The sequence below is a fragment of the Pseudoduganella sp. UC29_106 genome (genome assembly GCF_044055365.1).
Classification (GTDB): domain Bacteria; phylum Pseudomonadota; class Gammaproteobacteria; order Burkholderiales; family Burkholderiaceae_D; genus Rugamonas.
In genome coordinates this window covers 6,086,587-6,100,307 of sequence record NZ_CP171977.1, presented here as the reverse complement: position 1 = coordinate 6,100,307, position 13,721 = coordinate 6,086,587, and the positions used below count along the sequence as shown (strand labels likewise).

At 63.6% G+C, this 13,721-nt stretch carries 14 protein-coding genes and 2 pseudogenes; 7 read left to right on the top strand and 9 right to left on the bottom strand.

Annotated features, from left to right (window positions below):
* Nucleotides 1-146 precede the first annotated feature (146 nt).
* Nucleotides 147-467, top strand: coding sequence for a c-type cytochrome (locus ACHMW6_RS30380; protein ID WP_395402639.1), 321 nt, complete (start codon nucleotides 147-149; stop codon nucleotides 465-467).
* An 11-nt stretch (nucleotides 468-478) separates the two neighbouring features.
* Entirely contained in the window at nucleotides 479-820 is a 342-nt protein-coding gene (locus ACHMW6_RS30375; protein ID WP_395402637.1) for a c-type cytochrome, read from the top strand.
* A 113-nt stretch (nucleotides 821-933) separates the two neighbouring features.
* Here the strand turns inward: ACHMW6_RS30375 and ACHMW6_RS30370 are convergent, their stop codons facing one another.
* Nucleotides 934-1,362 (bottom strand): DUF1841 family protein, encoded by a 429-nt coding sequence (locus ACHMW6_RS30370; protein ID WP_395402635.1) that lies wholly within the window; start codon nucleotides 1,360-1,362, stop codon nucleotides 934-936.
* A 62-nt stretch (nucleotides 1,363-1,424) separates the two neighbouring features.
* Nucleotides 1,425-2,042 carry an RNA pyrophosphohydrolase gene (locus ACHMW6_RS30365; protein ID WP_395402633.1) on the bottom strand — a complete coding sequence of 206 codons (618 nt, stop codon included), beginning with the start codon at nucleotides 2,040-2,042 and terminating at the stop codon, nucleotides 1,425-1,427.
* A 193-nt stretch (nucleotides 2,043-2,235) separates the two neighbouring features.
* Here ACHMW6_RS30365 and ACHMW6_RS30360 point away from each other — a divergent pair.
* From ACHMW6_RS30360 to ACHMW6_RS30350, 3 genes and pseudogenes are all read left to right on the top strand, one after another.
* Nucleotides 2,236-3,961, top strand: a pseudogene (locus ACHMW6_RS30360) (proline--tRNA ligase).
* Nucleotides 3,961-4,620 carry a lytic transglycosylase domain-containing protein gene (locus tag ACHMW6_RS30355; protein WP_395402631.1) on the top strand — a complete coding sequence of 220 codons (660 nt, stop codon included), beginning with the start codon at nucleotides 3,961-3,963 and terminating at the stop codon, nucleotides 4,618-4,620. The pseudogene ACHMW6_RS30360 and the gene ACHMW6_RS30355 overlap by 1 nt, the downstream one beginning before the upstream one ends.
* A gap of 71 nt (nucleotides 4,621-4,691) precedes the next feature.
* Nucleotides 4,692-5,012, top strand: a complete 321-nt coding sequence (locus tag ACHMW6_RS30350; protein ID WP_395402629.1) for a hypothetical protein — start codon at nucleotides 4,692-4,694, stop codon at nucleotides 5,010-5,012.
* Here the strand turns inward: ACHMW6_RS30350 and ACHMW6_RS30345 are convergent.
* From ACHMW6_RS30345 to ACHMW6_RS30315, 7 genes and pseudogenes are all read right to left on the bottom strand, one after another.
* The gene (locus ACHMW6_RS30345) at nucleotides 5,001-5,525 is read right to left on the bottom strand and encodes a hypothetical protein (protein ID WP_395402627.1); all 525 of its coding nucleotides are present in this window, start codon (nucleotides 5,523-5,525) and stop codon (nucleotides 5,001-5,003) included. The genes ACHMW6_RS30350 and ACHMW6_RS30345 overlap by 12 nt on opposite strands.
* Complete coding sequence (locus ACHMW6_RS30340) at nucleotides 5,510-6,157, bottom strand: MFS transporter (RefSeq protein ID WP_395402625.1); 648 nt, start codon at nucleotides 6,155-6,157, stop codon at nucleotides 5,510-5,512. The genes ACHMW6_RS30345 and ACHMW6_RS30340 overlap by 16 nt, the downstream gene beginning before the upstream one ends.
* 65 nt (nucleotides 6,158-6,222) lie before the next feature.
* The gene (locus ACHMW6_RS30335) at nucleotides 6,223-6,603 is read right to left on the bottom strand and encodes an SWIB/MDM2 domain-containing protein (protein WP_395402623.1); all 381 of its coding nucleotides are present in this window, start codon (nucleotides 6,601-6,603) and stop codon (nucleotides 6,223-6,225) included.
* A gap of 181 nt (nucleotides 6,604-6,784) precedes the next feature.
* Nucleotides 6,785-8,154 (bottom strand): annotated as a pseudogene (ffh, locus tag ACHMW6_RS30330) (signal recognition particle protein).
* Nucleotides 8,155-8,218: 64 nt separating this feature from the next.
* Entirely contained in the window at nucleotides 8,219-9,403 is a 1,185-nt protein-coding gene (locus tag ACHMW6_RS30325; RefSeq protein ID WP_395402621.1) for a hypothetical protein, read from the bottom strand.
* A gap of 2 nt (nucleotides 9,404-9,405) precedes the next feature.
* Nucleotides 9,406-10,335: a hypothetical protein gene (locus tag ACHMW6_RS30320; protein WP_395402619.1), complete on the bottom strand. Its 930-nt coding sequence runs from the start codon at nucleotides 10,333-10,335 to the stop codon at nucleotides 9,406-9,408.
* A gap of 19 nt (nucleotides 10,336-10,354) precedes the next feature.
* Entirely contained in the window at nucleotides 10,355-11,434 is a 1,080-nt protein-coding gene (locus ACHMW6_RS30315) for a hypothetical protein (RefSeq protein WP_395402617.1), read from the bottom strand.
* 167 nt (nucleotides 11,435-11,601) lie between these two features.
* On the opposite strand from ACHMW6_RS30315, the gene ACHMW6_RS30310 reads away from it, so the two are divergent.
* Nucleotides 11,602-12,624, top strand: a complete 1,023-nt coding sequence (locus ACHMW6_RS30310) for a YjgN family protein (RefSeq protein WP_395402616.1) — start codon at nucleotides 11,602-11,604, stop codon at nucleotides 12,622-12,624.
* Entirely contained in the window at nucleotides 12,624-13,610 is a 987-nt protein-coding gene (locus ACHMW6_RS30305) for a M48 family metallopeptidase (protein ID WP_395402614.1), read from the top strand. The genes ACHMW6_RS30310 and ACHMW6_RS30305 overlap by 1 nt, the downstream gene beginning before the upstream one ends.
* Nucleotides 13,611-13,721: the final 111 nt, after the last annotated feature.

Below are 13,721 nucleotides of genomic sequence, written 5' to 3'. Positions count from 1 at the left end.
TTGATAGACGCGATTCCCCGAGTATATGCCAGAACGGTGATGTGGACGATCTGCCAAATTGTGGGTTAGAATCGCAGGTTGATAGTGCAAAAGTGATGTTTTTGCACGGGCAAACCGATCACAAACTTATAAGCTAAGCCATCACCATGAAAAAAATCTTCGCACTTCTCGTGCTCGCCGGCGTCGCCCAGGTTGCCGCAGCCGCGGACATCGTTGGAGACGCCAAAGCCGCCCCAGCCAAGATCGAAATGTGTATCGGATGCCATGCAATCCCTGGCTACAAGGCGACTTTCCCGGAAGTGTTCCAGGTGCCGAAGATCGGTGGCCAGTCTGCCAAATACATCGAGAACGCCCTGAAGGGCTATCAGAAGGGCGAGCGCAAGCACCCGTCCATGAAGGGTATCGCTGTCAGCCTGTCCGACCAGGACATCGCTGACATCGCCGCTTACTACTCCCAGCAGAAATAAGGCCCTTCACCATGAAAAAACTGATTCTCGCTCTGTTCTGCTCCGCAGTCTCGTTCAGCGCCCTGGCGGGTGGTAATGTCGACAACGGCAAGGCCCTGGCCGACAAGTACAGCTGCGCCGCCTGCCACGGCAAGGACTTCAACAGCCCGATCGACCCGTCCTACCCGAAGCTGGCTGGCCAGCACCAGGACTACCTGCAGCACGCCCTGACCGCCTACAAGCGCGGCGACGGCGCCAACGGCCGCTCCAACGCCATCATGACCGGCCAGGTCAAGCCGCTGACCAACCAGGACATCAAGGACATCGCCGCCTACCTGCACTCCCTGCCAGGCTCGCTGGTGAACCACCGCTGATCTTCGCGATCCGCCCGAAAAAAAAGCCTGCTTGCCGCAGGCTTTTTTTTAACCAACGGCGTAAAGCAGGTGGCTGCCACATCGTGGCAGCCACCAGGGTTACGGCTTGGGTTCTAAGACAGCCGCCGTCTCACCGCCTCAACGTAGGCTTCGCCGTCCGGCGGCAGGCCGCGGCGCTGGGAGTTCCAGATCATCTCGCCCAGGCATTCCATGATCACATGGTGCGCCTCGTGGGAAGAGTCGAGTTTGCGGGACAAAGCCTCGTAAGCGGCGCGGATGCCGCGCGGCTGGTCGATCGACACTTGCTCGGCGATCGAAAGGTGCATCGACAGATGCAGGAAGGGATTCGCCTGCCCGCCCTCTACCGAATAGTCGCGGGCGACAGCGGCTTCGGCATCCTGAAGCGCGTCGTCATACTCGGGATGCTGGACGATCCAGTCCAGCGCCATGGATTCCAGCGGCGTGAGGATCTCTTTGGCGTGGTGCTTGCGGAAGACTTCGCAGAAAAAGCGGCGAACGTCGTGGGAGGACGGTGTAAACATAAGCCGTCATTATATGAAAAAAGGGGCAGGCCCGCAGGCGCCGCCCCTTTTTTGAACCGGATTCAATCCTTGTCGCACACCACGGTGCCCGGCTCCGGCGGTGCTACCACCGGCTGCTGCGGCTTATCCCGCTGCGCCGGCGGCGTGCTGCGCTGGCCGTGAGGCTGGCGCAGGTAGCGCGACGAATGCCGGCGGTCACCATGTGCAGGCCAGGTCAGGAACCTGGACAACTCCTGCAGCGCGCGCTGGTACACCTCGCGCTTGAACTCGATGACCACATCCAGCGGCACCCAGTATTCGTGCCAGCGCCAGGCGTCGAATTCCGGATGATCGGTCAATCGCAGATTGACTTCATTATCACGTGCACACATTCGCAACAGGAACCAGATCTGCTTCTGGCCACGATAATGGCCGCGGATTTCCCGCTTGATGAAGTGATCCGGCACTTCGTAACGCAGCCAGTCGCGCGTGCGGCCGATAATCTTGACGTGCTCCGGACGTAAACCTATTTCTTCTTCCAACTCCCGATACATCGCCTGCTCAGGCGTTTCACCATATTTGATGCCACCTTGCGGAAACTGCCACGAGTGCTCCCGCACCCGTTTGCCCCACCACACCTCGTTATGGGCGTTGAGCAGGATGATGCCGACGTTGGGGCGGAACCCTTCACGATCGAGCATATTGCACCTCAAACTTTCCGTGGCCGAGCCTTCCTCTTATATTTTTGGCTACAAATCCCGCCGCCGGGCCGTCGGAAACAGCCCGGGAGGCTTGCAATTGCGCTCATTTGTATAAAGTTTGGACGCATCGGCCAGCTAATCCTTTAAAATTAGGTCGATTATAACTCTCTCTTTTTAAAAAGAATTCACCGTTATGCGTGCTTCCCGTTTTTTTTATTTCTACACTCAAAGAAGCGCCTTCGGACGCAGAAATCGTTAGTCACAAGTTGATGATGCGCGCGGGCATGATCAAGCGCCTCGGTTCCGGCATTTACACCTATATGCCGATGGGCCTGAAAGTGATCCGCAAGGTCGAGGCGATTGTGCGCGAGGAAATGAACAACGCCGGCGCCATTGAGCTGCTGATGCCGCTGGTACAGCCGGCCGAACTGTGGCAGGAGACTGGCCGCTGGGACAAGATGGGTCCCGAGCTGCTGCGCATGAAGGATCGCCACGGCCGCGACTTCGCGCTGCAGCCGACATCGGAAGAAGTGATCACCGATGTCGTGCGCAATGAGGTTAAGTCCTACCGACAAATTCCGTTGAATTTTTACCACATTCAGACCAAATTCCGCGACGAGCGCCGTCCGCGCTTCGGCCTGATGCGCGGCCGCGAGTTCACGATGAAGGACGCTTATTCCTTCGACCGCGATGTGGAAGGCATGCAAAAGTCCTACCAGATCATGTACGACGCTTACACCCGCATCTTCAGCCGCTTCGGCCTGAAGTTCCGCGCCGTGGCGGCGGATAACGGCGCCATCGGCGGCACCGGTTCGCATGAATTCCATGTGATCGCCTCCACCGGCGAGGACGCGCTGGTCTACTGCCCGACCTCCGACTTCGCGGCCAATATCGAAGCCGCCGAAGCGGTGGCCAACGGCACCCGCGCTACCGGCTCCGCCGCACTGGCCAAGACTTCCACGCCGAAAGCGGCCAAGTGCGAAGACGTTGCCAAGCTGCTCAATATCGACCTGAAGCAGACCGTGAAGACCATCGCGCTGACCGTGGAGAAAGAAGACGGCAAGAAGGAATACTTCATGCTGCTGCTGCGCGGCGACCATGAGTTGAACGAGATCAAGGCCGGCAAGGTGCCGGGCCTGGCGCAGAACCGCTTCTCCACCGAGGCGGAAATCCAGGAAGTGTACGGCTGCGTGCCGGGCTACCTGGGGCCGATCGGCACCAAGGCGCCGGTCACCGTGGTGGCCGACCGCACGGTGGCGCTGATGTCCGACTTCGTGACCGGCGCCAATGAAGCCGACTACCACTACACAGGCGCCAACTGGGGCCGCGACATGGCCGAACCGGCAATCGTCGCTGACCTGCGCAACGTGGTCGAAGGCGATCCTTCGCCCGACGGCAAGGGCGTGCTGGCCATCGAGCGTGGCATCGAAGTGGGCCACGTGTTCCAGCTGGGCACCGCCTACTCCGAGTCGATGCAGGCTACCTTCCTGGACGAGAACCAGAAGCCGGCCCCGCTGCAAATGGGCTGCTACGGCATCGGCATCACCCGCATCCTGGGCGCCGCCATCGAGCAGAACTTCGACGACAAGGGCATCATCTGGCCGACCTCGCTGGCTCCCTTCGAGCTGGTGCTGTGCCCGATGGGCTATGACCGCTCCGAGCTGGTGAAGGAGGAGACCGACAAGCTGTACGCCGCCGCACAAGCCGCCGGCATCGACGTGATCGTGGACGACCGCGGCCTGCGTCCGGGCGCCATGTTCGCGGACTGGGAACTGATCGGCGTGCCGCACCGCGTCGTGATCGGCGAGCGCGGCCTGAAGGAAGGCAACCTGGAATACCAGGGCCGCCGCGATGCCGAAGCCACCGCCGTGCCGCTGGCCGATATCGTTTCCTTCATCAAGGGCAAAGTCCAGCAGTGATGCCGGAAGCCGCCAAGCCGCTGCCCGCAGGCCGTGAACGCCGCCGCTGGTGGGCGCGGCCGCTGCGCTGGTGGCACGTCCTGGCTTTCTCGGCCGGCGTGCTGTCGGCGCCGTTCGGCTTTGCCGGCAACCAGAAAGAGGAAGCGCTGGCCGACTCGGTGCGGCTGGCGCTCTCCAACGCCATCCTGGACTCGCGGCCGCCCAAGCCCGTCTTCCTCAATCCTTCCGACAAGGCGCAGTACGATGCGTGGCACTTTGCCATGTCCGACCGCCTGCGGCGCAAGCTGCCGGACGAAATGCAGCGCCGCGAATTCCTCGAAACCGCCTGGTACGAAGCGCGCCGCGCCGGCCTCGATCCCGGCCTCGTGCTCGGACTGATCCAGGTCGAATCGGCCTACCGCAAGTACGCCGTGTCGATTGTCGGCGCGCGCGGCTATATGCAGGTGATGCCCTTCTGGACCAACATCATCGGCGACAGCGACCGCCGCAAGCTGTTCAATATGCAGACCAACCTGCGCTACGGTTGCGCCATCCTGCGCATGTACCTGGACATGGAAGGCGGCAACCTCTACCTCGCCCTCGGCCGCTACAACGGCAGCCGCGGCCGCCCTGAATACCCCAACGCCGTGCTCTCCGCCTGGAACAAGTGGAAGCTCTGAGCCGCCGCCTGTGCTGCGCAGCGCGAATACACGATCCACGCTTCCCACTATCCGGCTGACGCGCCGCGCGCATGTTCCGCACGCGCCTGAAGGACTGGGGCTGCGGCACTGACTGCACGATGTTCATGATCATCGATGCCCGGACCGGCAAAGTGCACCAGCCGGACATCGCCACCAATGTCGCAGTCAACGTGCACGAGGACCTGGGCGTCGGTGGCTGGCATGGCGCAGGCTCGCTGCGCTTCCGGCCCGACAGCCGCTTGCTGGTGCTGATCGGCATGCCGAACGAGGATACCAAACAGCGCGGCATCTCATTCTATAAGTGGACCGGCACGCAACTGAAGTTGATCAGGCGCGCGCCGGTCGCCTGGTATCCCGATTTAACGCAGTAGTAGCTTGCTTGCTGCAGCCAGCGCGAGCAGCAGGGCGGCTACAGGCAACAGGCCGAAATGCAGCAGCGGCGCCGCGGCCATGGTCGCCAGCGCAACCGCTGCAAACGCCAGGAACATCGTCAGTCCCGCGCCTTTGCCGGCGTGCTCGCCTGCGGCCTGTAACGCGCCGCCCATGGTGGACGGGCCGCGCACACCGAGTCCGCTGCAAAACAGCGCCCACAGCACCACCAGCGGCGCCAGCCCGAAATCGCCTTGCCATGCCAACATCGTCATCAGCACGCCGGACGCGATCTGCATCCACGCTCCCCAGCGCAGCAGCGGCGCCGCGCCGGTCTGCTTCACCCTGCGCATCGCCGTCGTCGCGCCGAGCATGAAGGCCGCCACGCCGCAGATTTGCAGCACCGCGAAGGCGCGGATGCTCAGGCCCATCGAATGCGTCACAATCACCGGCGCGCTCGCGACAAACATCAGCAGCGCGCCAAACATCAGCGCGTAGCTCAGGGCGTAGCGCATGAACGGCCCGTTACGCAGCAGTGGCACATACGCCAGTAGCGCGCTTCCGCCCGCAGTCCCGCCCCGACCCGTGCCTCGATTGCGGCGCCGACTATGCGCGCCGCTAACGGCATTAACGCCACCGACATCACCGCAATCACCCAAAACGTCACGCGCCACCCCGCATACAAAACAATCGCCGCCCCCACCGCCGGCCCAATCGCCGGAATCACCGACTCCGCCATCGCCACCATGGCCAGCGCGCTCACCGCATCCGTCTCCGAAAACCGCCGCCGAATCAGCGCCGGCACGGCAACGGTAGCCGCGCCCGCGCCCAGCCCCTGCACCAGCCTCCCGGCCAGCATCGCATCAATCCCCGGCGCCAGAGCGCACAGCAGGCTGCCGCCCGCCAGCAGCGCAGTGCCGGCAAGGATGGTCCAGCGGTCGCCGAAATGATCCGCCGCCCATCCCCACACCAGCTGCGACAAGGCCAGCGCAATCATGAACAGCGCCATGGTCGCCTGCGCCGCAGGAATGGACGCAGCAAGCTCCGCGCCCATCGAAGGCAGCGCCGGCAAATAAAGATCGGAAGCGAGCAGGCCGACCGCCGTCAGGCTGGCCAGCGGCATGGCGAGAAGATGTGGCTTGGACATATAAAAAAAACGCCCCGAGCGCGGAGCATCGGGGCTTTTTTGCGGCCGCAACAGCCGGAGGCGCTTTATTTCAGATGATCGGAGATCAGCTTGGTCATTTCGAACATGGAGACTTGCGACTTGCCGCCGAAAACGGCTTTGAGCTTGTCGTCTGCATTAATCATGCGGCGGTTAGCGGCATCCTGCAGATTCAGCTTCTTAATATAATCCCACACTTTCTTGGTCACTTCGGTGCGTGGCAGTGGAGCCGAGCCGACCACCGCGGACAGTGCGGACGAAGGAGTCATCTCTTTCATGAAAGCGGCATTTGGCTTACGTGCGGCCGGTGCTGCTTTCTTTGCTGCTGCAGGTTTGGCAGCGGCTTTGGCCGGAGCTGCTTTTTTGGCGGCCGGCTTGGCTGCCGCTTTTTTTGCTGGTGCTGCTGGGGTTTTCTTGGCTGTTGCCATATTCGAGCCTCCTTAACAAACACTTGGAAAAATTGCGCAATACATTCGCACGGCTAATATTGGTAGGGATTTGCAGCTTATGCAAGTGTTTTTTCCCTTTTTTGTGGGAAACACACGTTAAAGCAGCTACAAAATGTAAAAAGCCGCCAAAAAGGCGGCTCTCATAGGGGAAAAAGGCGAATCAGCGCAGTCCCGGCATCATGCCTTTCATCGACCTCATCATCTTCATCAGGCCGCCGCCGGACAGCTTTTTCATCATCGTCTGCATCTGCTCGAACTGGTTGAGCATAACGGTTTACCTCCTGCACCTGGACGCCGGCGCCGGCCGCGATGCGGCGCTTGCGGGCCGCCTTGATCAGCTCCGGCTTGGCGCGTTCGGCCGGCGTCATCGAGTCGATGATGCCGACCATGCGGCGCACCTGCTTTTCCGCCTGGTCCATGTTGGCGCCGGAGGCCGCCTGCTGGAACTGCGCCGGCAGCTTGTCGAGCAGGCCGGACATGCCGCCCGATCTTCTTCATCTGCGTCAGCTGCGACTTGAAGTCATTCATGTCGAACTTGCCGCCGGACTTGACCTTGGCCGCCAGTTCGGCCGCTGCCTTCTCGTCCACGCCCTTGCGCGCTTCCTCGACCAGGGCCAGGATGTCGCCCATGCCCAGCACGCGGTTGGCCATGCGCGCCGGATCGAAGGCTTCCAGGCCGTCCAGTTTTTCCGAGACACCGGCAAACTTGATCGGCTTGCCCGTGATATGGCGCACGGACAGCGCCGCACCGCCGCGCGAATCGCCATCGAGCTTGGTCAGCACCACGCCGGTCAGCGGCAGCGCATCGTTGAAAGCCTTGGCGGTATTGATCGCATCCTGGCCCAGCATGGCGTCGACCACGAACAGGGTCTCGACCGGCTTGACCGCGCCGTGCACGGCGGCGATCTCTTTCATCATCTCTTCGTCGATACCGAGGCGGCCGGCGGTGTCGATGATCAGCACATCGTGGTAGTGCTTCTTGGCCCAGTCCAGCGCGGCCAGCGCGATATCGACCGGCTTGTCCTGCGCGGTGGACGGGAAGAAGTCGGCGCCGACCTGGCCGGTCACCGATTGCAGCTGGGCGATAGCGGCGGGACGGTACACGTCGGCCGACACGGTCAGCACCTTCTTCTTCTTTTGTTCCTTCAGGTACTTGGCCAGCTTGCCGACGGTGGTGGTCTTACCCACACCTTGCAGGCCGGCCATCAGAATGATCGCCGGCGGCTGTTGCGCAAAACTGAGCTGGGCCGCTTCCGGACCCAGGTCGGCGCCCATCAGGGCGGCCAGTTCGCGCTGCACCACGCCCACCAGGGCCTGGCCCGGCGTCAGCGAGGAAATCACTTCCTCGCCCAGGGCCTTTTCCTTGACCCTGGCGATGAACTCGCGCACGGCCGGCAGGGCCACGTCGGCCTCCAGCAGCGCCAGGCGCACTTCGCGCAGCATTTCGGCGGTGTTGGACTCGGTCAGGCGCGCTTCGCCGCGCATGGTCTTGACGACCTTGGCAAGGCGCTGGGTCAGATTGTCTAGCATTGGCTACCTACTAAATATATACAAGCTCGGTCCCGGCAGGGCCGGGAAAAGGGCTGATTTTACCTCAGTGCGGCACCACCAGCTTCAGGATCGCCGTCTCCGCGATCACGGCATAGCTGGCGGGACCCAGCCTGGCGATGGCGACGGGACGCGCCAGGCCGCCGGGCAGGGCGCCCAGGCGGTTGCCGCCGACGCCGTCCACGCCCGCGATCACGCGCTCCGTGCCATCTTTCGCGCGTTGCAGGACCACAAAGCGAATCGGATCGATGCGGTAGATATTGCCGTTCAGGTCAGCGTTCAGGTCCGCCGGCAGGCTGTCGATGGTAGTGACCACGGCTTGCGGCGTGATCTTGCGCAGGAATTGCTTATCCAGGTCGTCGCGCACATAGAGGTTGTCCGCGCCATCGATGCCGAGCAGGGTGGGGGCGCTGAAACGCGCATCCTTGCCTGTGCCATCCTTGACCGAGGCGCTCACCGTCTGGTCGGTGCCGGCGAAAACGGTATTCGCGCCATCCGCGCCCAGCTTGTGGATCAGGCTGCGGCTGTTGGACAGCACCTGGCGGTCGGAGATGAACAGATTGCCCTGGCTGTCGGTTGCGATGCCGCTCGGATAAATGAAGATGGGCTCGGGCTGTGCCCCCGGCTTGCCGAACCAGTTGCTGTAGTCGGCCAGCGTGCTGACCTGGCCGGCCGCGGCCAGCTTGCGCAGCACCAGGCCCGATTGCTTGGACGGGCTGGGATTCTGGTTTTCGATCACGTACACATTGCCCTGGCGGTCGGCCGCCAGCGTGCTCGGGCCGAAGAAGCGCGCATCCGCGGCGGCGCCGTCCTTGTCGGCTTCGGAGAACGGGTAGGGGCGGCCGTTCGGATCGCCCGCCATCAGGTACAGCCCCGGCGTGCCCGGATCGGGATACACCGTCAGCGTGATGGACTGCGTGGACGCGCCTGCAGTGGCGGTCACGGTCACGCGCGCATTGTCCTTCAGTGTGGCCGGCGGCTGGTAGCGCACCGTCGCGCCGCTGCTGGCGCTGAGCGAACCGGGACTGCCTGCCGCCAGCTGCCAGTTGACATTGACGCTCACGCCGGACGCACTGAGATCGATCGCCTTGCCGCCCGCCAGCGTCTCGCTGCTGGCAGCGGCCAGGGCCAGGACTGCCGGCGGTGGCGAAGTATCGCCCGCGCCGTCGCCACCGCCACCGCAGGCAGCCAGGAACAGGGACAAGCTCATCGTAAGCAGGGTATTTTTCATGATCAGTGGGGAAGAACAACTTTATAAATGGTATTGCCGCCGATGACCGCCAGCGCATAAGGGCCGTAGGGCACTGGCAGGCCCGCCGGCGTCAGACGGCCCGGCAATGGGCCTGGTGCGCTGGCGCCGTAGCCGCCGTTGGTAACGACTGTCGTGCTGCCATCGGCATTGATGCGCACGATCTGGTTGTTGAGATTGACCGTGTATTGCCGGCCATCCCAGGCCAGCTTCCCGGCATCTTTCCCGTCCGGCAGCGTGGTCACCAGGCCGGCCGGCGACACTTTGCGCCAGACGGCAGTCTGCTTTTCCTTATCGTAGTCGGAAACGATCACGCTGCCGTCGGCCGCGACGTTTTGCACGACCGGTTCGGCAAAGCGCGCTTCGATGCCGGCACCGTCGCGCAGCGAGGGCGCGGCCAGCGGCTGGCCTGCCACCAGCTCGAGCGGCCCTGTCGCGTTCACGCGGTAGATGGCCGGCCCTTGCGGCAGCAGCCTGCCCGTCGGGCGGATCGCCACATAAACGCTGCCAGACGGAGCCGCTGCCAGCCCCGCCGGATCGCCCATGGACTGGTCGACCATGGTGCTCACCTGGCCCTCGGGTGTGATCTTGCGCACCACGAGGTGGGTGGTCAGCCTGGCCGCATCGGCCGGGTCGAACGGGCGGTCCAGCACATACAGATTGCCTGCAGCGTCGGCCGCCAGGGCGCTTGGGCGCTGGAAGCGGGCGCTGGCGGCGGGGCCGTCGACGGCGACGGTCGTGTCGTCTTCCAGTCCGGCCAGCGGGACTACGCGGTCGCCCGCTACGATATCGGCGCGGCTGCCGGCGCCCAGGATCAGCTGGTTATTGCTGGTCAGGCGCATCAGCGCAGCCTTGCCGCCGATGGACGGATCCTGCGCCTGCAGCACTGGGCGGATCTCGCCGCCCGCCAGCATCACGCTGATGGTGTAGGCGTCAGCGGTGCCGCGATTCGAGTATCAGCACATTACCGTTGTTATCCCGCGCCACGGAGCGCGGCCGGTCCAGCGCAACGGCCGTGCTGTGCAGCGTCGACACCGTGCCATTCGGCTGCACCCTGCGCACGCCATTAAGGTCCGCTACGACCAGCGTGCCGTCGGCGGCAAGCGCGGCATCCTGGATACCTTCGAAGCGGGCATCGGCGCCATTGCCATCCGTCTTGCCCGGCTGGTCCTGCCGTCCGGCCAGCAGCACGCTGCTGCCAGTGGTGGACACGCTGTGGATATGGTTGGCGTACAGCAGATAGAACTGGCCATTGCCGCGATCAACCATGCCCAGCGGCGGGCGCTGGTCGGGGAATTTCACGATATCGTGCAGGACGCCATGGCTGTCGACGGAACTGATGGTCGAGCCCTGCCACCACCACAGCAGCAGGGGACTGCCATCCCGCGCCAGCGCCACGCCCTTCATGCTGGGGAAGTAGCCGGTGGCCAGGCCGTCGTCCGAGCGCTGGGCGAAATCCTTCAGCGTGCGCACGCTGCCATCGGGCTGCAGCAGGCGCAGCGCATTACCGTCGATGAGCCAGACATTGCCCTGGCTGTCTGGCGTCATATTGGTGATCGACTGGAAGCGCGCAGCCGTGCCCGCGCCGTCGATCACGTCCTTGCTGCCGCTGGCTCCCGCCACGATGGAAATGCCGGCCGCGCCAGGATTGGGATAGAGCTTGAAACTGATGGTCTTGCGGCTGCTGCCGGATGTGGCGACTACGGTCACGGTGGCGGCGGCTTGCCGCGCTGCCGGCGGCAGGTAGTTGACCGATTCGCCAGTGGCGGCGGACAGGCTGCCCGGCGAGCCCGTCTCCAGGCTCCAGCTGACCGTGCCGGCGGCCGATAGCCTGGACTGGATAGGCACCGGTCCATCGCCCGTGAACACCAAGGCAGGCGCACCGCTCAGCGTGATCTCGGCCGCAGCCTGCGGCGGGGGAGCAGAAGGCTGCGGCCCATTGCTTCCTCCGCCGCCGCCGCCGCATGCGGAAAGGGCAAACGCCAACGCTGCGGCGCAAAAGCATAGTTTCATGAATGGCAATAAATTATGAAAAGCGCGATTATGCGCTGGGCCGGCCTGCAACTAACTCTCACATTGTCACAGTCATGCACAAAACTTTAAGTGCTTGACGTTTCTGATTGACAACTTTCGTGGCGCACGGCATCTTGGTTGTAATTTAATCAACCGGAGGAGCGGTCATGCATAACCTCGCGATGCGGGAACAGGTGGTCGAGGACGGCGAGCAGCAGCTCGCCTTTTCCGCGACAGGCAGCGAATACTTCCGCATCTGGATCGTCAACCTTTTGCTGAGCATCGTGACCCTGGGCATCTACTCCGCCTGGGCCAAGGTGCGCCGTAACCAGTACTTCTACGCGAGCACGCGACTGGCCGGCAGCAGCTTCGAATACCACGGCAATCCCGGGGCCATCCTCAAGGGCCGCATCCTGGCCGTGGCGCTGCTGGGCGGCTATAACTACGCGTTCAGCGTGTCGGCCACGGCGGGCTTCGTGATGCTGGGCGTGATGGCGCTGGTGATGCCGGTGCTGACCTGGAAGAGCCTGCAGTTCAAGCTGCACAACGCCAGCTACCGCGGCATCCGCTTCGGTTTCGACGGCAGCATCGGCGAAGCCTACGCCCACTATCTGCTCCTGCCCCTGCTGTTCGGCACCGGCCTGCTGGCGCCGCTGGCCCACAACCGCATCAAGCGCTTCCAGCACACGGAAAGCCGCTTCGGCGCCAGCCATTTCAGCTACGACGCGTCAGCCCTCAGCTTTTACAAGGCCTACGGCATCATGTTTGGTTTCTTCCTCGTGTTCACATTCGGCGCCGGCATCCTGGCGGCTCTGCTGGGTGTGAACGCGGAGAATGCCGTGTACGCCCCGCTGGCGGTTTATCTGCTGATGCTGTCCCTGATGCCGCTGTTCTTCTCCATGATCCAGAACATCATCTGGAACCACACCCGCCTGGGCGAGCATGAATTCCGCTGCAACCTGAAGTGGGGCCCGCTGTGCTGGATTTATTTCACCAACCTGCTGGGCATTGTCTGCACGCTCGGCCTGTTCATTCCCTTCGCCAAGGTGCGGGCGATGAAGTACCGGGTGGAGGCGATGGCCATGGTGGTCAACGGCAGCCTGGATAACTTCGTGGCCGGCGAGCAGGTGCAGGTCGGCGCGACCGGCGAAGGCGTGGCCGATTTCATGGACCTCGACCTGTCGCTGTGATGCTGCCGGGGCGCTATTTCGACGGCCGTACTTCGCGCGCTTACCGCGTGGCGCTGTCCGTGCAGGACGGCACGGCCGTACTGGAAGGGGAGGCGGATCGCGCCTGTCCGCTCGATGCGCTGCGCGTTTCCGAACGCAGCAGCCATACGGCGCGCCGGGTGACCTTTCCTGATGGCGCCACCTTCGAAGCGGAAGACCAGCAAGCCTTCAATACGCTGCTGGAACAGACCGGCCACCAGGACAGTTCTGTCGTCCACGCCCAGGGCAGCTGGCGCATCGTGCTGGCATCGCTGCTGGCCATCGTCACGGTGCTGGCGCTGGCCTATTTGTATGCGTTGCCGGTCGTGGCCGACCGTGTCGCGCAGGCGCTGCCGCCGGCCGCCGAGCAGCAGCTGGGGCAGGGCGTGCTCGACATGCTGGACCGCCGCGTCTTCGCGCCCAGCGAATTGCCGGACGAGCGGCGCCGGCGCATTGCCGAATCCTTCGCCAACCTGAAGGCGCCGCACGAAGGCGCGCCGTCCTATCGCCTGCTGTTCCGCAAGAGCCGCATCGGGCCGAATGCCTTCGCCCTGCCGTCCGGCGACATCGTGCTGACCGACGAACTGGTCACGCTGATGCCGGACGATGGCGCCGTGATGGGCGTACTGGCCCACGAACTGGGCCACCTGCACCGCCGTCACATGACGCGCCGCCTGATCCAGGGCTCGGCCGTGGCAGCGGTCAGCGCCCTGCTGTTCGGCGACGCCAGCGCCGCCATCTCCGGCCTGCCCGCGCTGGCGCTGGACATGCACTACTCGCGCGACGCCGAAACGGAAGCGGACGATTACGCGGCCGATATGCTGGTCCACAACGGCATCTCCCTGTCCAGCCTGGAGGACGGCTTCAAGGTCCTGCAGACATTGGAAAAATCGCAGCTGCCCTACCTGTCCAGCCACCCCCTCAGCGCCGACCGCCTGGCCCGCCTCCACGCCCGCCGCACCGAATAACTTAGAACCCTGGGGTCAGATCCGACATTCGGACACGGCCTCAGCCTCGTGGTGGCTGAGGCCGTGTCCGAATGTCGGATCTGACCCCAGGGTATTGGAATGTCGGATCTG